Origin of the sequence: Trichococcus sp. K1Tr (genome assembly GCF_028309625.1) — a bacterium.
Lineage (GTDB): Bacteria > Bacillota > Bacilli > Lactobacillales > Aerococcaceae > Trichococcus.
Window position 1 is genome coordinate 201,603 of the sequence record NZ_JAQMHR010000002.1, and the last position, 18,655, is coordinate 220,257.

Annotated in this window: 20 protein-coding genes; 19 read left to right on the forward strand and 1 reads right to left on the reverse strand. The window is 50.5% G+C overall.

Features of this window, described 5'->3' with window-relative positions; genetic code table 11:
* The first annotated feature begins 14 nt into the window (after positions 1 to 14).
* The 7 genes from PH235_RS04365 to PH235_RS04395 all read left to right on the forward strand — a co-directional run bounded on the left by PH235_RS04365 (position 15) and on the right by PH235_RS04395 (position 7,005).
* Positions 15 to 1,508 (forward strand): SH3-like domain-containing protein, encoded by a 1,494-nt coding sequence (locus PH235_RS04365; protein WP_272161194.1) that lies wholly within the window; start codon positions 15 to 17, stop codon positions 1,506 to 1,508.
* A gap of 32 nt (positions 1,509 to 1,540) precedes the next feature.
* Complete coding sequence (locus PH235_RS04370; protein ID WP_272161195.1) at positions 1,541 to 2,125, forward strand: hypothetical protein; 585 nt, start codon at positions 1,541 to 1,543, stop codon at positions 2,123 to 2,125.
* A gap of 101 nt (positions 2,126 to 2,226) precedes the next feature.
* Entirely contained in the window at positions 2,227 to 2,727 is a 501-nt protein-coding gene (locus PH235_RS04375; RefSeq protein ID WP_272161196.1) for a GNAT family N-acetyltransferase, read from the forward strand.
* Positions 2,728 to 2,833: 106 nt separating this feature from the next.
* Positions 2,834 to 3,367 (forward strand): GNAT family N-acetyltransferase, encoded by a 534-nt coding sequence (locus PH235_RS04380; RefSeq protein ID WP_272161197.1) that lies wholly within the window; start codon positions 2,834 to 2,836, stop codon positions 3,365 to 3,367.
* A gap of 40 nt (positions 3,368 to 3,407) precedes the next feature.
* Positions 3,408 to 4,529 (forward strand): YibE/F family protein, encoded by a 1,122-nt coding sequence (locus tag PH235_RS04385; RefSeq protein ID WP_272161198.1) that lies wholly within the window; start codon positions 3,408 to 3,410, stop codon positions 4,527 to 4,529.
* Positions 4,526 to 5,290 carry a YibE/F family protein gene (locus PH235_RS04390; protein WP_272161199.1) on the forward strand — a complete coding sequence of 255 codons (765 nt, stop codon included), beginning with the start codon at positions 4,526 to 4,528 and terminating at the stop codon, positions 5,288 to 5,290. The genes PH235_RS04385 and PH235_RS04390 overlap by 4 nt, the downstream gene beginning before the upstream one ends.
* A 206-nt stretch (positions 5,291 to 5,496) precedes the next feature.
* Positions 5,497 to 7,005, forward strand: coding sequence for a DUF1846 domain-containing protein (locus tag PH235_RS04395; protein WP_272161200.1), 1,509 nt, complete (start codon positions 5,497 to 5,499; stop codon positions 7,003 to 7,005).
* 64 nt (positions 7,006 to 7,069) lie between these two features.
* Here PH235_RS04395 and PH235_RS04400 read toward each other — a convergent pair whose 3' ends face one another.
* Entirely contained in the window at positions 7,070 to 7,510 is a 441-nt protein-coding gene (locus tag PH235_RS04400) for an Lrp/AsnC family transcriptional regulator (protein WP_272161201.1), read from the reverse strand.
* Positions 7,511 to 7,762: 252 nt separating this feature from the next.
* Between PH235_RS04400 and PH235_RS04405 the strand changes: the two genes are divergently transcribed.
* From PH235_RS04405 to PH235_RS04460, 12 genes are all read left to right on the forward strand, one after another.
* Positions 7,763 to 9,178: an aspartate ammonia-lyase gene (locus PH235_RS04405; protein ID WP_272161202.1), complete on the forward strand. Its 1,416-nt coding sequence runs from the start codon at positions 7,763 to 7,765 to the stop codon at positions 9,176 to 9,178.
* A 187-nt stretch (positions 9,179 to 9,365) separates the two neighbouring features.
* Complete coding sequence (locus PH235_RS04410) at positions 9,366 to 9,728, forward strand: hypothetical protein (protein ID WP_272161203.1); 363 nt, start codon at positions 9,366 to 9,368, stop codon at positions 9,726 to 9,728.
* Between the two features lie 4 nt (positions 9,729 to 9,732).
* On the forward strand, positions 9,733 to 10,404 hold the full coding sequence (locus PH235_RS04415) for a DUF3159 domain-containing protein (protein ID WP_272161204.1): 672 nt from the start codon (positions 9,733 to 9,735) through the stop codon (positions 10,402 to 10,404).
* Positions 10,405 to 10,434: 30 nt separating this feature from the next.
* The gene (locus PH235_RS04420; protein ID WP_272161205.1) at positions 10,435 to 11,136 is read left to right on the forward strand and encodes a molybdopterin-dependent oxidoreductase; all 702 of its coding nucleotides are present in this window, start codon (positions 10,435 to 10,437) and stop codon (positions 11,134 to 11,136) included.
* Between the two features lie 242 nt (positions 11,137 to 11,378).
* Positions 11,379 to 11,990, forward strand: coding sequence for an anthranilate synthase component II (locus PH235_RS04425; RefSeq protein ID WP_272161206.1), 612 nt, complete (start codon positions 11,379 to 11,381; stop codon positions 11,988 to 11,990).
* The gene (pabB, locus tag PH235_RS04430) at positions 11,971 to 13,344 is read left to right on the forward strand and encodes an aminodeoxychorismate synthase component I (RefSeq protein ID WP_272161207.1); all 1,374 of its coding nucleotides are present in this window, start codon (positions 11,971 to 11,973) and stop codon (positions 13,342 to 13,344) included. Before PH235_RS04425 ends, pabB begins: the two co-directional genes overlap by 20 nt.
* 2 nt (positions 13,345 to 13,346) lie before the next feature.
* Complete coding sequence (locus PH235_RS04435) at positions 13,347 to 14,159, forward strand: aminotransferase class IV (RefSeq protein WP_272161208.1); 813 nt, start codon at positions 13,347 to 13,349, stop codon at positions 14,157 to 14,159.
* A gap of 172 nt (positions 14,160 to 14,331) precedes the next feature.
* Positions 14,332 to 15,195, forward strand: coding sequence for a tRNA 2-thiocytidine biosynthesis TtcA family protein (locus tag PH235_RS04440; RefSeq protein WP_272161209.1), 864 nt, complete (start codon positions 14,332 to 14,334; stop codon positions 15,193 to 15,195).
* A gap of 49 nt (positions 15,196 to 15,244) precedes the next feature.
* On the forward strand, positions 15,245 to 15,709 hold the full coding sequence (locus PH235_RS04445) for a hypothetical protein (protein WP_272161210.1): 465 nt from the start codon (positions 15,245 to 15,247) through the stop codon (positions 15,707 to 15,709).
* Positions 15,710 to 15,739: 30 nt separating this feature from the next.
* Positions 15,740 to 16,300: an NUDIX hydrolase gene (locus tag PH235_RS04450; protein WP_272161211.1), complete on the forward strand. Its 561-nt coding sequence runs from the start codon at positions 15,740 to 15,742 to the stop codon at positions 16,298 to 16,300.
* 171 nt (positions 16,301 to 16,471) lie between these two features.
* A complete protein-coding gene (locus tag PH235_RS04455; protein ID WP_272161212.1) occupies positions 16,472 to 17,356 on the forward strand; it encodes a VOC family protein in 885 nt (294 codons plus the stop codon).
* A 34-nt stretch (positions 17,357 to 17,390) separates the two neighbouring features.
* Positions 17,391 to 18,599, forward strand: a complete 1,209-nt coding sequence (locus PH235_RS04460; RefSeq protein ID WP_272161213.1) for a hypothetical protein — start codon at positions 17,391 to 17,393, stop codon at positions 18,597 to 18,599.
* Positions 18,600 to 18,655 lie beyond the last annotated feature (56 nt).

Genomic DNA, 18,655 nt, shown 5'->3' on the forward strand with positions numbered 1-18,655 from the left:
GAGAGTGAGCGGTCGTGAAAAAAGGAGTAAGGCGTTGGCTTGTATCCAGTTTCATGGTGATTTTTTGTTCGGGCTGCAGCACCCCGCCATCTTTGGTGGGGAGTCAGATTGAAAGTTCCTTGATAAATGAAAGCAAGCAGACATCCAGCCCTTCCTTAGCCGATATTTCCCAAGGCGAAAAGGCGGATTCGGCAACACCGATTCTCATTACGGTAAACGAGACTGCGACTATCTTTCGGGAAGGCTATCCCATCGATACGCTTCCGTGGGACATGGAGGGCCAGGAGACAATCGGACAATCGGATGATTACATCGGGCGCATCATAACAATTGCCAGGAAGACAAGTGACGGAGAGTACGCTTATGTGTGGATAGCGGGATTGGGATTTGGTTGGATCGAAAGCGAAGCGCTCAAAGAAGCGGATTTCCAGCCAACCGCTGATACGGATTACATCACACTTGGCGATTCCCCGATCACTAGCCTGCCGGGAAACAGCGAGGAAGCTGCTGTTATAGGCAACACCTCGGACCGGATCGGAGAACGGGTGCTCCTTGCCTTTGCGTCGGTCGACGGGGAACATTTTTATGCCACAACACTCACCAATGAAGGCATCGGCTGGCTGGAAAAAGAGGTGTTGGGCTTGGTTGGTGAGGAACAAGTAGGCGTGATTGCAGCTGAAGGTTTTACAGTCGATACGCTTGTGTGGGGAACACCGGGAAGTGAGGCGGTGGCTTTAACCGGCGAACAGATCGGAGCGTATGTCACGGTCAAGGGTTCACTGTCGGACGGCAGCTATACCTTGCTCTTCAAGGACGGCAATGCCTGGGGCTGGGTCGATACGCGCGCCATCGAAATCCGTGATGACATCCTGTTTGCGGAAGCTACCGACTACATCACTGCCGGCCAATACTCGATTTCCAGCCAGCCGCCGGGAACGCCGGCATCGATCCAGTTGGGCACTACGAAGGACGTCCTTGGCGCGAATGCAACTATCATCTATGAAACAATGGATGGTTCGAGCGTTTATGCCGCTTATCTAGGGTGGATCGACAGGCAAGCTTTCGGATTCGAAAACGGTGACTATATCGGCGTCATTGCGGCCGGAAGCTACTCGGTCGATACCCTTCCCTGGGGTACGCCGGACTATGAAACAATCGGTTACTCCGATAGCTATGCAGGCAAGGAATTGTTGGTCAAGGGAACCACCCAGAATGGACTGTATTCCTTGCTATGGATGCGAGGAAGCCCATTGGGATGGGTGGACAGCAGAGCTGTCAAGCCGTTCGACGTTGTTTCGGTGTCCTATTCTGCTGTCATTTCTGATGGCGGCTATTCCATCGACAGTCTGCCTTGGGGCGAATTCGGAGCAAAAGAATTCGGCTCCACAGCGGAATATCTTGACGAGACCGTTTCAATCAGCAAAGAGACGGTCAGTGGAGACTATCTGTATGCCGAATGGAATGGGGAAGAGCTAGGATGGATCGATCATCGGGCCTTTGGGAAGTGACTCCCTATCCATGACTAAAGAGATAGCGTATAATGGAAGAACGGAATCAGGCACAGCGCAATCGGCCTGAGGAGTGGATCAACACTACCAATAATGATCAGAAAGAGGATTTTACCATGTCGAAGTTAGGTTTGCAGCTCAGCCCGGCAGACAGCGAAAGCAAATGTTGGGTGGCGGAAATTACCGGTGCGGATGAAGTGTACATTTTAAAAAGGGACTTCATCCCAGCCGAACCGGAAGGCGGATGGGTCCTCTACGATGGCTGGTACCAATTGAACGGGGCAGTGCCCGGCGTAACGGAATTCAAAAAAGAATATATCCGCATCAAGGACGGAAAAGTCAGAAGGAACCTTCCATTCCGGGAACTCGTCGAAAGCCTGGATGAAATAAAAGCAGGTGAAGGCCCCCGTGTCGAAAGGATGCGCAAGGAAATCATCGCCATTTTGGATGAAATAAAAGAAGCTGCCTACTGTGAGCCCGTAGTAGAAGGCATCGAAAAGCAAAAGGAAGACCTGGATATGGCGGATGAGCCGGACCAAATCAAAAATGCGCTCTACATGCTGAAAAAACAAAAGCAATCCTATATCCAGCAATACCGAAAGATGTTTAACTTATAGGAATCGGAATTAATCGGAATGAAAACAATAAAAATGCATGAAAACAATCATGTTTCCGGTATAATCTTATTTAAATGAAAAGAATGAAAGGCGGTGGAAGCATGATCAGAAAAGCAACGCCAGCGGATCTGCCCGCAATCATGGAAATCATCAATGAGGCGAAAGTCACGCTAAAGGCGTCCGGCATCGATCAATGGCAAAAAGGGTATCCGAATGAAGCGGTCATTCTTCAGGATATCAATGGAGGATACAGCTATGTATACCTGCGGGATGGCGTTCCAGGGGCAACTTTTGCGTTTTTTTACGGTGAGGACCCTACCTATAAAGTCATCACCGAGGGACAATGGCTGACGGATAACCCTTACAGTGTCATCCATCGCATCACGATCAAAGACGCATTCCGTGGCCAGGGCGTTCTTGGGGAAATCGTCGAATGGGCTGCGGATGAATCTCGTAAAAAAGGCTATTCCAGCATGCGCATCGATACGCATCCGGACAACAAAAGCATGCAGCGTGCCTTGCAGAAATCCGGGTATGCGTACTGCGGCCACATCCTGACGAGCATCAGCGATATGCGTTGGGCATATGAAAAAGTTCTCTAAAATAATTGTGGATATGCGAAAAGGATTGCGCCCGGACCTAGCGGTGCAATCCTTTTCGCATGGAATCAAGTATCTGATCGATAAAACTGAAGGAGTGAAGCAAAGGATGAACCTGCAACTAAAAAATTTACCGTTGAACGAGGAACTGATCCAGACAGTACTCCGTTGGGAAAATAACCCAGCTATTTCACCGTTCATCACCCCGCACTATGATGAAGAAAGCGAATTGCCTTTGGTGACGGTAGAGGGTGTCCACGAGAGCCTGTCCAATCCGGATAAGCGCAATTATTTCATTTGCGTGGATGACAAGCCGGTAGGGATTGCATCGATCATCCGCGACTTTCCTGCCCTGTTGAAGAATGACGGAAAAACAGCTTGGCTTGGCATCTATATCGGCGATCCGGATTGGCGCAGCAAGGGTATCGGTAAAACGGTCATGGCCCTGTACGAAGAGGAATGCCGGAGTCTCGGCTATCAGCGGATAGAACTGGGAGTCTTTTCCCACAATGCCGGCGCAATCAGATTGTACGAAAGATTCGGCTTCACACAAATAGGCGTCATCCCTCACTTCACCTATTCCCAAGGTGAATGGCGCGACGATATCCGGATGGATAAAATCATCCTTCCCAATTTAGGGTAAAAACCATGCGGAAATCTTTTGAAAGGAGGAAAAACAACGGATGAAAAAAGGATTGTTGTTTAGGAAAAAAGCGATGTTATTGACCTTGTTTGCGGCGTTGTTGGGGATGCTGACGATGTTCAGCTACCATAACTACGCGTGGTACGAAGAACCAATCGCCAAAATCATTGCAGCGGAAGCCGTTGGAATCGATGAAACGATCGGCGCCCATCGGGAAAGCTATCCTGTATACAACCAAAAACTGACGGCTGTGCTGATGAACGGGGAGTCGAAAGGGACGCAGGTCGTGATAGAAAACAACTATTCCGACTCACTTGCCTATAGCCAGATGTACCGTTCAGGCGATGAAATCTTCCTTTCCCTTAGTGAGAGTTCTTCGGGTGCTGTGACAGGTAAAATTTCTGGAGAAAAGCGGGATAAATATGTTGTCCTTTTTGGATCCTTGTTCCTTTTCGTGCTTGTGGCGGTAGCGGGGAAAAAAGGCCTACTTTCCCTCGTCAGTATTGCAGGGAACATTTTGCTGTTCAGTGTCGCCCTGGACAGTTATGAGATTGCGGATAATGCACAACTATTACGGATCAGCAGTGCTGCAGTGATCGGTTGGACCATCCTGACGCTACTCTTGGTCAGCGGCAGAAACAGAAAGACTTACGCAGCAATCCTTTCCACTTTGATTGGAACATTCATGACTTTGATCATCGCCTACGGGGTCATTGCCTTGACGAACGGGCAGGGCCTGCGCTATGAGGAAATGCAGTTTGTGACGCATTATCCGCGGCGCATCTTCCTGTCGAGCATTCTGATCGGCTCGTTGGGTGCGGTTATGGATGTCGCCATCACGATGACCGCGGCCATCCAGGAACTGTACGAAAAAGACCCCGCGATATCCGCCAGAGCCTTATTCCAGTCCGGACGCGAAATCGGCAAGGACATCATGGGGACGATGGCGAATGTGCTGCTTTTTGCCTATGTCAGCGGAGCCATTCCGACACTCGTTTTTTATCTGGAGAACGGCTCCGATGTTTTCCACACCTTTTCGATGCAATTATCTTTGGAAATCACCCGAGCCTTGGCGGGCAGTATCGGTATCGTTTCGACGGTGCCGTTGGCAATGTTCACAGCAGTCCGTCTGATTCCCAAGAAAGCGGGTGATCGCCGATGAGCGTGCAGCTGGTATTGGCGCTGTTGCTTTTGCTGCTGATGGGTGCAGTGGGCGGCAGACGAGGGATTTCTTCGTTCCTGTCGCTGTTTTTCAATTTTGCCGTCCTCTATGTATTGGTGCTGCTGTTGATCAATGGCTTTCCTGCTCTTTTTGTGACCCTGCTGGCTTGTTCAGTGGTCGGCTACATCAATTTGTTTTACATAAACGGCGTGAACGTCAAGACCAAGGCGGCTTTTATCGCCACAATCGTCACAACTTTTTTCCTGCTGGTGTTGATCGTTTTGGTGCATCGGTTTGCGATGATACAGGGCTTCGGTCCCGAGGAAGTGGAGGAGTACACCACGCTTTCCTTTTTTGTGAATGTGGATTTCGTCCAAATCGGTATTTGCACGATGATAACAGGAACGATAGCGGCCATCACGGATACGGCCATCTCCATTTCATCCTCGTTGCATGAAGTCCATCACCGCAACCCGCAGTTGGGTGAAAAGGAATTGTTCCGGTCAGGGATGACGATAGGCAAGGACATCATCGGAACGACGACGAATACGCTGTATTTTTCATTCATCGGCGGTTACCTCGCGCTTTTCCTCTGGTTCAGGGATCTGTCCTATTCTTTTGGGGAGGCGTTGAACGCAAAAGTGCTTGTCTCGGAAGTCCTTTCCATGTTCGTCATCGGCATCGGAGTGACCGGAATCATCCCGCTCACCGCTTGGATCACGGCGCGCATGCTGTTGAAGGGGGAAAAGGCAGACGAATGATTCTATTGCAGGTGATCAGTGTTTTTCCGCTGAACAAAATGCTCCGTACCTGAAAATACGTATTGCCAATCAAAAAAAATACTCTATAATTGTTAGAGTTGAAATCAAAGCGTTACGGATGAGTCAGCTGAAGTATTTTTGCAGCCGGAAAGAGGCGCGTAACGGCAAGTATACAGATACACCATTCAGATATTGGAGGAAAACAGATGAAGAAAATCGGCTTTGATCCGCAGAAATACATTGAAGAACAATCGAAATATATCCTGGAACGGGTAAACAATTATGATAAATTGTATCTTGAGTTCGGAGGGAAACTGATCGGCGATAAGCATGCGAAACGCGTATTGCCGGGATTCGATGAGGATGCCAAGATCAAATTGTTGCAGAAATTGAAGGACCAAGCGGAGATACTGATCTGTGTCTATGCAGGCGATATCGAACGCAATAAAATCCGCGGCGACTACGGCATTACTTATGATATGGATGTCTTTCGCCTGATCGATGAGCTGAGGGAATACGGATTGGCCGTCAACAGTGTCGTCATCACGCGCTACAACGGACAGCCGGCCACTAAAGTGTTCATCAACAAACTCGAAAAACGCGACATCAAAGTCTACACCCATAGCGCCATCGAAGGTTATCCTTCAAACATCGAAACGATCGTCAGCGAAGAAGGCTTCGGACAGAACACCTACATTCCGACGACCAAACCGATCGTTGTCGTGACCGCTCCAGGCCCCGGCAGCGGCAAGTTGGCGACCTGCCTGAACCAGCTGTACCACGAACGCCGTCAAGGGCGCGCGGCCGGCTATTCCAAGTTCGAGACATTCCCGGTATGGAATGTCCCTTTGAAGCACCCGTTGAACATCGCCTATGAAGCCGCAACGGTCGATCTGAAGGATGTCAACATGATGGACAACTATCACTTTGAGACCTACAACGAAGTGGCCGTCAACTACAACCGCGATCTGGAGACTTTCCCGGTCATCAAACGGATCATCGAGCGCATCACCGGCAAGGAGTCCGTCTACCAATCACCGACTGACATGGGCGTCAATCGGGTCGGCTTCGGCATCACCGACGACGAAGCGATCCGGGAAGCGTCGAAGCAGGAAATCATCCGCCGCAGCTTCGACACGGAATGCGACTACAAGAAAGGCCTGAGCGATGAAGAGACGCGCAACCATATGCGCTTAATCATGGAAGAGGTCGAATTGAAGCAGGAAGACCGGGCTCCCGTGAAGCCTGCCCGCGAATATGCGAAGCGTTTGATGAAACGCGCGGTCGACAACGAAATCCCTGCGGTCATCGCCTTCGAATTGAACGACGGACGGATCATCACCGGCAGAACTTCCGATCTGATGGATGCCTGTTCTTCCGCCATCTTGAACGCAATCAAGGCCTTGGCGAACATTTCCGACGACATACTGTTGCTGTCCCCGGTCATTCTGGAGCCAATCAAAAAGCTGAAGAGCGACGGCTTGCATAAGCGCATCCCGACCTTGACCGCGAATGAGATTCTGATCGCTTTGTCCATTTCAGCGGTCACCAATCCGACTGCCCAGCTGGCTTACGATAAACTTTCCGAGCTGAAGGATGTGCAGGCACACTCAACTGTCATCCTGAACAAAGACGATGATCAGATCCTACGGAATCTTGGCCTCGACATCACTTGTGACCCAGTATACCCGTCCGAAAATCTTTACTACGTTTAATATGTGTGGCTATCCGCTCCCTGTCTGTTTCGGGAACGGATAGTCTTTTTTTCACGATTGATTGTTATTGGTCCTCAAAATGGATGCCCCTTGGACCTACCGATGTGGAGAAAACAATCTGGGTGTAGGTCTTGCCGAACTGCTGCAGTTCCCCGATGAAAGTATCCAGTTCATTCGTCGTCGGAAAGGCGACCTTGAGGAGCATCGAGAATTCTCCGGTCACGCAGTTGCATTCCAGCACATTCGGAATGCTGTCCACAAAAGGATAAAACACCGGCTTTTGCTTAGGATCGACCTCCAGATTGATGAACGCTTTGATATTGTAGCCCAGCGTCTGCAGGTTCACATGTGCGCCGTAATCTGTGATGATGCCGTTCCTTTCCAGTTGGGCGATCCTTGCGGAAATCGCCGGCGAGGACAGAAAGGTGGCCTCGCCGATTTCCTTCAGGGAAGCCCGCGCATTTGTCTGCAGAATGTTCAAAATTTGCTTATCGATTTTATCCATTGGAGGTTCCTTCCTTTGTTCTTGTTGGCTTTGTATTCTTAAGATTCTATCTCAGACCTATCAAGTGAAGCAAACGAATGCTGACATGACTTAAGAAAATAAAGTTACATCGGAAATAGCGTGTGATTCTTCTGTGAAAATGTCGAATATGCAGGTTTTGTTCGCAACTTCCTTTGAGCTGTTTCATTCAGTTTGCAGGGGTGGTATTGTTTGGACTATGAATTACAGAAAAATTTCAGGGGGCAAACAGAGATGAACATGAGAATTGAAGCAGACTCGATCGGAACGTTAGCAGTACCCACAGAAGCGTATTATGGTGTGCAATCGTCGCGTGCAAAGGAAAATTTCTCCATAACGGGCACGAAATTGCATCCGGAATTGATCAGCAATCTCGCGCGGATAAAGAAAGCCGCAGCTGTTGTGAACGCTCAGTCGGGTGATCTGGCAGTCGGGAAAAAGGATGCGATTGTCCAAGCCTGCGACGAGATTGTGGCGGGATATTTTCATGAAGCTTTCATCGTGGATGCCATCCAGGGCGGTGCCGGGACTTCGGCCAATATGAACGCCAACGAAGTCATCGCCAATCGCGCCATCGAAATTTTGGGCGGGAGAAAGGGCGACTACCGCATCGTTCATCCGAATGATGATGTGAATCTCTGCCAGTCCACCAACGATGTCTTCCCGACAGCTGGGAAAATGACCGTCCTTCAATTGCTTCCGGAACTGATTGCCGAACTGGAAAAGCTGGAGCGGGCATTGGGCGAGAAGGCCCAAGAGTTTGCCGGGGTCATCAAGATGGGGCGTACGCAAATGCAGGATGCGGTCCCGACTACTTTAGGGCGGACCTTCCAGGCTTATCAATCATTTGTCAAAAGGGATATCCGCCACCTCTTGGGCGCCGCGGAAGAGATGAAGAGCCTCAATCTCGGCGGGACTGCTATCGGCAATGCCATCAATGCGACGCCGGAATACTTGGAAAACATAACCGCTTTTGTGAGCGCGGAAGTAGGGTTCGATTTCACGCAGGCGGAGGATCTTTTCGATGCGACCCAGAACGTGGACGGCTTCGTCAGGGTGTCGGCGGCCATCAAGACGGCGGCTGTGAACTTGTCGAAGATGAGCAATGATCTGCGCTTGTTGTCGAGCGGCCCCCGAGCTGGCATCGGTGAAATCAATTTGCCTGCCATGCAAAACGGCTCTTCGATCATGCCGGGGAAAGTGAATCCGGTGATACCCGAAGTCGTTTCGCAAGTCGCTTTCCGCGTCATCGGAAACGATCTGACCATCACCATGGCTGCCGAATCCGGGCAGTTGGAGCTGAATGCCTTCGAGCCGATCATTTTCCATTCATTGTTTGAATCGATCGATTGCTTGGCGCACGCGGTCGCTACGCTGACTGTCAACTGCATCCAAGGCATCCAAGCCAATGAGATGGTCTGCTACAAACAGGTGGAAGAGAGCGCCGGCATCGCGACTGCCCTCTGCCCGACAATCGGCTACCAAAAAGCCAGCGCGATCGCCAAAGAATCACTGAAGACAGGCAAAACCGTCAGGGAATTGGTGCTTGAAAAAGGACTGTTCTCGGTTGAGGAAACGGACAGCATCCTCGATCTGAAACGCATGGCCGGCATCCCGGCTACGTTGGTGTTGAGGGATAAAGCCATCTGAACGATAAATGAAAAGCAAGCACGGGGGCAATAATCCTGGGCTTGCTTTTTTTTGTTGAACTGGATAAGGTGCCCGATTAGCTGATGACGCCGGTTTCTGATAAATGCTTTCCGTGCTTGGAAATAGTATAATTGGGGCACATAGAAAGGCTGATTTTCAGACTGACAGAAAATGGGGAGTTGAGCGCATGTTGACGAAGAGGATGAAGATTTCGATTGTTGCGGGAACTCTTTTGGGCGTAGTCTGCATAGTAGGTGCCCAGTTGCGGTCCGGATTTGAGAAGGAGGCGCTCTATCTGTTCGCCTTCTGGTATAACCGGCTATTGATGGGTGTCGTCATCGGCTTAGCAAGGGAAACGCAGGAATTGAACCGGGCATTGGGAAGGGGAGCCGTCCTGGGATTGTTGGTTTCCTTCGCTTTCTACAGTTCAACAGGATTCGAAGATGCCGTCGGTTTTGCGGCAGGCATCGTTTACGGCGTTATCATCGAATATGCTGCCTACAGGTTCGCCAACAAGAGCCGAGGCGGCAAGCATCTGAAGAGGGGCTGATGATTTGAAATCCAGAATCAAGGAAATTTCGGAAGAATTGAAATTGGTCATATCGGGGAAGACTGTCGATGCTTTATTGCCTCCCCTGCTGTTTGCCGTCGTCAACGGCAGATATCAATTGACCGTCGCTAGTATTTTGGCGATTACTTTGGCTTTGCTGTTGGGAATCATCCGGTTGGCACGGAAGCAACCGTTGCGTTATGCCGTGGGTGGTTTGGTTGGGGTTATGTTTGCCTCCGGAATCGCTTATTTCTCGAATAATGCCGCCAATTATTATCTCCCCAAAATAGTGACCAGCGCGATGCTCGTATTGGCGGCGCTGGTGAGCATCGTGCTTGGGAAACCGATGGCCGCATTGACGAGCCATTTGACGCGCGGATGGGATTTGGAGTGGTATTGGCGCAAGGACGTGAAACCGGCCTATCAGGAAGTGACGGTCCTTTGGTTTCTGTTTTTTCTGATGCGTTTGGCTTTGCAGGTCATTCTCTTCAGACGCGGCGATATTGTTGAGTTGGCTTGGACCAATACGCTCTTGGGGCTTCCGTTCACGATCGCAGGATTGATCCTCAGCTATCTCTACGGCATTTGGCGCCTCCACAACCTCCAAGGGCCCAGCGTGGAGGAACACCGGGAAGGAAAACCGCAACCGTGGGAAGGGCAGATACGTGGTTTTTAATCGGAAGGATTTCGGAAAGAAGGCATTTTGATGGATAAAGCGGGAACAGTCGTAGTGAAGAGCCGCCATGCCAATCGCATTCTCAAAAGATACCTGTTCTTATTGCTGAGTCTGTTGCTCTTTGGTTGTGGAACATCCAATAATGACACTACAAGTGAGACTGATCTGGAAGAACTGACCAAAATCGAAGTGACCGAATACGAAGGACAAGATTTGTCTTCTTTGACCGATTTTCGGGAAAATTCAATCAAAGGCCCACAATATATAGACATAGATACTTACATGCTGAAGATTGACGGCTTGGTTGAGCAACCTGCTTCCTTATCCTACGATGAAGTGCTGGACAATCAGAAGTACACAAAAGTTGTGACGCTGCATTGCGTGGAGGGTTGGAGCGTCGACATCCTTTGGGAAGGCGTTCTGCTCGCGGACCTATTCGAAGGAGTTAACGTCCAGGAAAGAGCCGATACGGTCATTTTTTATTCGGAGGATGGCTACAGCACAGCCCTGCCGCTGCAGACGATCATGGACAGGCAATTGATGCTCGCCTACAAGATGAATGGGGTCGAATTGCCACCCGAAAGAGGTTTTCCGTTCCAACTGGTGGCGGAAGATAAACTGGGGTACAAATGGATCAAATGGATCACCCGCATTGAACTGTCCGACGACGCGGACTATGAAGGCTATTGGGAGCAGCGTGGCTTTGACAATAAGGCGGATGTCAAACCCTAAGCAGAGCGGCTGCAGTGACGGTCAGGATCTGTCCACGAAGTATGATTTTTTCAAAAAACACATGAGTGGCCGGGGCTGTTGTCCTGACCATTTTTTTGTCACAAGCCAGTTTTCTCAAAACTATAGGCTGGAGTCTCAGCTTTTGGTATGATGGACCTATCTTTTTTTAGAAAACGCGCCAGGCCTTAGGCAACGCCCAAAAGAGCGAATGGCAGAAAATAATAGCATTGATGAGGAATAATATGATACTTGTAATAGATAACTATGATTCCTTCACTTACAACCTTGTCCAATACCTGAAACAATTGGATGAGAACGTCGTGGTGAAACGGAACGATAAGATAACAATCGAAGAAATCGCGGCACTCGATCCGGTGATGATCCTGATTTCCCCGGGCCCGAAGACGCCTAATGAAGCGGGCATCAGTCTGGCTGTCGTCAGACGTTTCGCAGGAACTATCCCGATTCTGGGCATCTGTTTAGGGCATCAGACGATCGCAGGGCTGTTCGGTGCGGAAATCGTGAAGGCGAAGGAGCCTGTCCATGGGAAGGTTCACGCCATCCAGCACACTGGGAAAGGCGTCTTCCAAGGTTTGAAAAGTCCGCTGAATGTCACAAGATACCATTCCTTGATCGTGGAAAAGGTGAGCCTTCCGGAAGCGCTGGAAGTCACAGCCTGGACAGAAGCTGGCGAAATCATGGGCTTTCTTCACCGGGAAGAGTTGATCGAGGGGGTCCAGTTCCATCCCGAGGCGATCCTGACGGAGCACGGGCTGGATATGTTGCGCAATTTTTATGAGCGCGCCAAAAAAAAGCGGGAAGGAGCGATTTTTGATGAAAAAAAGAGCGACTGATATCGTGATCAAGGAAATCGTTACCGGACTTTCGAGCTTCGAACTGTTCTCTTTGTTCCGCGACCGCAAGCATTGTTTTTTTCTGGACAGCGGGATGGATCCGCAAAAGTTGGGACGCTATTCCTTCATCGGATTCGATCCTGAAATGACGCTGACTGCCAAAGTGGGCGTGGATCCTTTTGCAGAGCTGAAAGCACTGCTGGAAGACCATCAGCTGGATTATGCTGGGGAGCTTCCTTTCATCGGCGGCGCTGTCGGTTACTTCGGCTATGAGTTGCGCCATCAGGTGGAACGGTTGCCGAAGCAGGCGCACGATGATGTCCGGATTCCGGACAGTTTCTTTGGTATCTATGATGGGGCGATTGTGGTGGACCATCTTTTGGGCAAGGTCCATCTTGCCTCGCCGGGTCTTTTCGGCGATCCGGAAAAGTGGGTGGCCGAGACGGAAAGGGTCATCATGGCGGCGGAAGGGCTGCAATTTCCGGTCGCAACGCCGGAACTGTCGAGCGAAGCCAGACCCAAACTTACCGCGAACATGACAAAGGCTTACTATCTGTCTGCGATCGCGCGCATCAAGGAGTACATCCGTTCCGGCGACATCTATCAGGTCAATATGACCCAACGTTTCCAATGCCGGACGGAAGCATCGCCGCACGATCTTTATACGCGCTTACGCAACATCAATCCCGCGCCCTTTGCTGCGTACATCGACTTCGGCATCGGCCAGCTTTTGAGCAGTTCGCCGGAACGGTTCCTGCAGATCCGCAACGGAAAGGTGCAGACGAGGCCAATCAAAGGCACACGGCCACGGGGCGCCACCGAACAGGAGGATAGCGCGAACCGCCAGGAGCTGCTGGAAAGCGAGAAGGACCGGGCTGAATTGCTGATGATCGTCGATCTGATGCGCAATGATTTGGGCAGGGTCTGCAAAACGGGCAGCGTCAAGGTCACGGAAATGTACCATATCGAGGACTACAGCACCGTTTTCCAGCTCGTTTCGACAGTCGAAGGGGAGCTGGAGGAAGGCATCCATGCGCTCGACTGCATCAAAGCCGCCTTCCCGGGCGGATCGATAACGGGTGCGCCGAAAATCAGGGCGATGGAAATCATCGATGAAATCGAGCCGACCCAGCGCAACGTCTATACCGGATCGATCGGCTATGTCGGCTTTAACGGCGATGCGGATCTGAATATCGTCATCCGGACAATCCTGCAGAAAGGCGACACCGCCTATTTTCAGGTCGGCGGCGGAATCGTCTGGGATTCGGATGCGGAAATGGAATACGAAGAGACGCTTGTGAAGGCGAAGGCGCTCATCGAAGCGCTGCAAGCGGAATTACCGGAAGGGGAATGACCATGAAAGTATTTTTGAATGATGTCTACCTTGAGGAAGATTCAGCGCTTATCAGTCCACTGTCCCCGGGTTTCATGTACGGATACGGGGTTTTCGAGACAATCCGTGTTTCCGACAAAAAAGCGCTGTTTCTGGACCAGCATCACGCGCGCATGGTCCGAGCGCTATCCGTTCTGGGGATGAATTGCCCTTATAAAGAAAATGAGCTCCAACCGCTTATCGGAAAATTACTGGATCTGAATGGCGTCTCCGAAGGATTCGTTAAGATCGTCTGCAGCAAACCGACCTCGAAAAAACAATCGCATCAGGAAGCGGATATCCTGATACTGACGGGGACGAAAACCTACAAAGAGGAATATGCAACAGGTCTGAAAGTATGCCTGGCCGATGCGAGAAGGAACGAATTCTCCAAAATCGTCAATATCAAAAGTATGAACTACACGGAAAACATCCTTGAAAAGGAAGCGGCAACGAAGAGAGGTTTTGATGAGGCCGTATTTTTGAATACGAATGATCATGTTGCCGAAGGGTGCGTTTCGAATATTTTCTGGGTGAAGGAGGGTGTCATTTACACTCCGTCAGTGAACTGTGGCATCCTGGAAGGGACAGCAAGAGCGCGCGTGATCCTTAAATGCGCCGAGCTTCAGATCCCGGTCCAGGAAGGGGCATATAGTTTTGAGGAGTTGTTCCGGGCGGATGAAATATTCGTCACCAATGCCCTGATGGACATCATGCCGGTGAGTCTTCTGGAGGACAAGAACTTCGATATCGGTGCCTATCAAGTGGTGCCCCAGCTCCGGGGAAACGGGCGATAGCCGGAGCACAGTGGTGACTTTCTGTCCGCAACTCCGACGAAGCTGTTGTCACCGGAGAACGCCTGCAAATTTCCGGCTGAACTACGACGAAGCCCGCGTTCACCGGAGCAAACAATAAACACTAAAACCAACCGGAAGGCATAGGCCCGCAAGAAAGGAAAAACCCACTACAATGGAAAAATGCGATCAAATCGAAAGAAGCCTCATCAAAAAATACCGAAAACCCTTATGGAGGCCCTTCATCAAAGCAATCCAGGAATATGAACTGATCCAGAACGGCGACAAGATAGCCGTCTGCATCTCCGGCGGAAAAGATTCGATGCTGATGGCCAAACTGATGCAGGAACTGCAGCGGCATGGTCCGCTGCGATTCAAGCTGGTCTTTTTGGCGATGAATCCGGGATACAGTGAACAGAACCAGCAAAATATTTTGGATAATGCCGCATTGATGGACATCCCGCTGACCGTTTTCGAGTCATCCATTTTCGATGTCGTGGAGAATGTGGACTCGTCCCCCTGTTATCTTTGCGCGCGCATGCGCCGGGGCAGCCTGTACCAAAAAGCCCAGGAGCTCGGCTGCAACAAAATCGCTTTGGGCCATCATTTCGATGACGTCATCGAGACGATCCTGATGAATATGTTCTACGGCGGGACCATCGAGACGATGATGCCGAAACTGCACAGCCGGAACTTCGCAGGGATGGAGCTGATCCGGCCGCTTTATCATGTGAAGGAATCGGATATCATCGCCTGGAAGGACTATCATCAGCTGACGTTCCTCCAGTGCGCCTGCCGTTTTACGGAAATGTACGATTACCAGCCGAGCGATCTGGGTGGTTTCAAGCGCAAAGAGATGAAGGCGTTGATCGGGCAATTGCGCGAAAAGAGTCCGCTTATCGACGCGAATATCTTCCAGAGTGTGCAGAGCGTAAACCTAGAAAAGATCATTTCTTGCCGCGATGGGGACGGAAGGCATCATTTTCTGGAAAAATACGCAGATGGGGCTGAAAGGCCGCAGCAAGATATGGTAGAATGAGTCGAACCTCCGCGTAAAATCGGAGAACATTATTAGGGAGTTGAAAGAAATGACCTTGTCATTCGAAGAAAAAAAAGCGATATTTGATGATTATAAAGAACTGACGGCTGTTCCGGTCTCGATGAACCGGATCAATTATCATTTCAATGCGAGTGCGGTGGACCACAAAATCGCTGTCCGCTTCCTGCATCCAAACGGCAATGCCTTCATTTATGCAGGCTATCTGCCGAAAGAAGAGACGGAGAAAGGCTATATTTCCGTATTGGAAAGTGACGAAGGCACGATCCGTTTCCTTTTGGAAAAGGCAATTTCCTTTCTGAAAAAAACCGAAGACGGCTATGAAGAGGGCTATTCGGAAAAATGGGTGGATTCGTCCGGAGAAGTTCTGTTGCTGATCTACGATAATCCGATGTGGTCGGTTGCGTTGAAGAACGGTCAAATGGAAGGGATCTTCAAGACCCGTGATGCGGCTGTCGGTTATCTGAATGATGAAGGCTTCTCGCGAACCAATTAACTGCCAAGAGCATGCGAAAGGAAGGCTGGCATGGGAATCAGACGAATGCTTGCGGATTATTCTCCCTTTAATGAACAGGAAGAAAAGGACCGTGAGCTGATGCTTCGGTATCTGGATCAGTTCGATGATCTGTTCAGGCGCGAGAATGAGTTCGCCCACTTCACCGCTTCGAGTTGGGTCGTCAATCGCGAGCGGACCAAGGTGCTGATGGTCTACCATAACATCTACCGTTCCTGGTCCTGGATCGGCGGCCACATGGATGGCGAAACCGATTTTCTGGCGACAGCCATCCGGGAAACGAAGGAAGAGACGGGTATCGAGCAGGTAACGCCGGTATCGCAGGAGCTCTTTTCGCTCGAAATATTGAGTGTGGACGGGCACGTCAAAAACGGCAAACAGGTAGGGACGCATGTGCATCTGAACCTGACCTACCTGCTGGAAGCGGACGAAACGCAACAGACGAGCGTCAAACCTGACGAAAACAGCGGCGTCGCCTGGATGGGGTTGGAAGAGGCGCTTGCCAAGTGCAGCGAGCCTTACATGAGGGTCATTTACGCCAAGCTGAACGATAAATTGAACAGAATACAATAGCCGCTCAGCGCGCGATGGTTCTCATTTTCCATCGCCAACGAAAAGTGGCATAATGGCAGTGGAGAGCATCGACTGCGCCGAAGAACGTCTTCGGCGGGTCGGTGCAGCCGCTGTTTTTTTGCTTTTGAACTGTCGGGGTCGGTAATCATAAGATTAAGGAGGATTTAACTTATGAATAAAATTGTTCCGCATTTTTGGTTTGATACGCAGGCTGTAGAAGCAGCCGAATTCTATACCTCACTGTTCGATAATTCTGAAATCACAAGCGTCAGCAAAATTTACAATCCACCACCATATGGAACGGCCGATATTGTCTCCATGACTTTGGCTGGTCAGGATTTCATGGCGATCTCGGCAGGTCCGTATTTTCGCCTTAATCCGTCCATTTCCATCCGAATCGATTGTGCATCAATGAAGGAAATCGATTTCCTTTGGGAAAAACTTTCGGATGGCGGTGCGGTGCTCATGCCGTTGGACGCTTATCCCTTCAGCAAAAGGTATGGTTGGATAGAAGACCGCTATGGCCTCTCCTGGCAGGTCATGCATGTCGGCGAACGGGAGATAGAGCAGAAATTGACGCCGACGCTGATGTTCACAAAAAAACAATGCGGCAAAGCAGAGGAAGCGATCCTTTTCTATGAGGCGGTATTTTCGGATGCCGAAATCGATGCAATGGATTACTATGGAGTGGGGGAGGAGCCGGATGCGCCGGGGACGGTAAGGTTCGCTTCGTTCAAGTTGGAAGATCAAGCGTTCGCAGCCATGGACAGCGCTCAGGCCCATGATTTTGAATTCAATGAAGCCTTCTCTTTCATCGTCAATTGCGAAACTCAGGAAGAAATCGATTACTATTGGGAAGAGCTGTCTTATGTCCCGGAAGCGGAAAATTGCGGATGGCTGAAGGATAAATACGGGGTATCTTGGCAGATCGTTCCAACTGACATGAACGAGATGATGCAGACAGCGGATCCTGAAAAATTGGCACGCGTCACAGAGGCGACTCTGAAAATGAAGAAATTGGATCTCGCGGAACTGAAAAGAGTTTACGAAGCCTAGTCACTGGTTTTTTTGCATGAAAGAAGGATGCAAGATGAAAAGAGTGAAAAATACGGTTTGGTGGAAAGGCATTTTCTGGAGTATCAACTTGTTATTTTTGACGATTTTGTTGGGGTTTTCGGGCGTTGCTTCGGCCAAGAACATAAATGCGGAAAATCTGGATCATTTGGCTGAAGGTGAAACGATTGAAGGACCTGGTTTCTTTGCGGGTAATGTGGTGAAAGTGGACGGAAATGTGGAAGGGACGACTTTTGTGTCGGGGCAGGATGTCCGGATCAACGGCAACATCAACGGCGATCTTTTTGTGGCGGCGCAAACAATTTCCATCAACGGGACGGTGACCGGCAATATTTACGGAGCGGGGCAAGCACTCACCTTTGATGGGCAGTCGGAGAGCGATGTTTTCTTTGCCGGTCAGAGTATTTCCATCGGACAGGATGCATCTGTTGGCAGGGATCTCTTCGCGGCGGGCGCAACAATCCTGCAGGAAGGGATCGTCCAACGTAACCTCTTCGGGGGCGGAGCCGAGATTGTGCTCAGCGGACAGATCGGCGGGGACGCCAATCTTCAGACGGACAGCCTGAAGCTCCAGGGCGGCGCGAACATAGCGGGCGACCTCAACTACAAGGGTGAAAATGAAGCTGACATCGGGACCGGCGCAACGATCGCGGGTGATACGGATTGGGAATTTGCCGAAACGATGAACGTGGACAGAGAAGTCGCGGTGAAAGAGACGAGAACGCCGATAAGGAAATTTTTCTGGTTCCTCTGGAGCTTGGCGAGCGCTTTGCTGATTTGGTTCCTTATCCGGATCTGGCGCCCCGCTTTCTGGCAAAACACAACCCGACCCTTGGCTGAACAGCCGCTGAAGACGTTGGGTGTCGGTCTGCTGACATTGTTGGTCGTGCCGCCGATGATCGTCTTGGCGATGGTCACCGTCATCGGGATTCCAATCGCGGTCATCCTTGGTGCCATTTATCCGATTGCTTTGTATCTGTCGCGGATCATTGTGGCAGTGTTCATCGGGCAGTGGTTGGCGAAACGCTTCAAATGGCCCGAGCTGCATAAAGGCGTCTGGCTGGTATTGTTGGGATTGATCATTCTAGGCGTTTTGCGGATGCTACCTTACATTGACTTACTGAGTTCCTTGTTGATCGTAATGGCTGGGGTTGGTTCGCTGGTGATGGTCCATCATCGGGCTGCGCCTGAAACGGCAAGCGTGCAGACCGAATTGGATTTGTAACCGGATCAGCAGATCGGAAATCCAAGCTGGAAACACGAACGCATCATTTTTTTACC

Bases quoted from the DNA above. Each gene is read 5' to 3' on its own strand.
- PH235_RS04370 (WP_272161195.1), top strand. From the start codon at position 1,541: ATGGAAGAACGGAATCAGGCACAGCGCAATCGGCCTGAGGAGTGGATC.
- PH235_RS04375 (WP_272161196.1), top strand. From the start codon at position 2,227: ATGATCAGAAAAGCAACGCCAGCGGATCTGCCCGCAATCATGGAAATC.
- PH235_RS04380 (WP_272161197.1), top strand. From the start codon at position 2,834: ATGAACCTGCAACTAAAAAATTTACCGTTGAACGAGGAACTGATCCAG.
- PH235_RS04385 (WP_272161198.1), top strand. From the start codon at position 3,408: ATGAAAAAAGGATTGTTGTTTAGGAAAAAAGCGATGTTATTGACCTTG.
- PH235_RS04390 (WP_272161199.1), top strand. From the start codon at position 4,526: ATGAGCGTGCAGCTGGTATTGGCGCTGTTGCTTTTGCTGCTGATGGGT.
- PH235_RS04395 (WP_272161200.1), top strand. From the start codon at position 5,497: ATGAAGAAAATCGGCTTTGATCCGCAGAAATACATTGAAGAACAATCG.
- PH235_RS04400 (WP_272161201.1), bottom strand. From the start codon at position 7,510: ATGGATAAAATCGATAAGCAAATTTTGAACATTCTGCAGACAAATGCG.
- PH235_RS04405 (WP_272161202.1), top strand. From the start codon at position 7,763: ATGAACATGAGAATTGAAGCAGACTCGATCGGAACGTTAGCAGTACCC.
- PH235_RS04410 (WP_272161203.1), top strand. From the start codon at position 9,366: ATGTTGACGAAGAGGATGAAGATTTCGATTGTTGCGGGAACTCTTTTG.
- PH235_RS04420 (WP_272161205.1), top strand. From the start codon at position 10,435: ATGGATAAAGCGGGAACAGTCGTAGTGAAGAGCCGCCATGCCAATCGC.
- PH235_RS04425 (WP_272161206.1), top strand. From the start codon at position 11,379: ATGATACTTGTAATAGATAACTATGATTCCTTCACTTACAACCTTGTC.
- pabB (WP_272161207.1), top strand. From the start codon at position 11,971: ATGAAAAAAAGAGCGACTGATATCGTGATCAAGGAAATCGTTACCGGA.
- PH235_RS04435 (WP_272161208.1), top strand. From the start codon at position 13,347: ATGAAAGTATTTTTGAATGATGTCTACCTTGAGGAAGATTCAGCGCTT.
- PH235_RS04440 (WP_272161209.1), top strand. From the start codon at position 14,332: ATGGAAAAATGCGATCAAATCGAAAGAAGCCTCATCAAAAAATACCGA.
- PH235_RS04445 (WP_272161210.1), top strand. From the start codon at position 15,245: ATGACCTTGTCATTCGAAGAAAAAAAAGCGATATTTGATGATTATAAA.
- PH235_RS04450 (WP_272161211.1), top strand. From the start codon at position 15,740: ATGGGAATCAGACGAATGCTTGCGGATTATTCTCCCTTTAATGAACAG.
- PH235_RS04455 (WP_272161212.1), top strand. From the start codon at position 16,472: ATGAATAAAATTGTTCCGCATTTTTGGTTTGATACGCAGGCTGTAGAA.
- PH235_RS04460 (WP_272161213.1), top strand. From the start codon at position 17,391: ATGAAAAGAGTGAAAAATACGGTTTGGTGGAAAGGCATTTTCTGGAGT.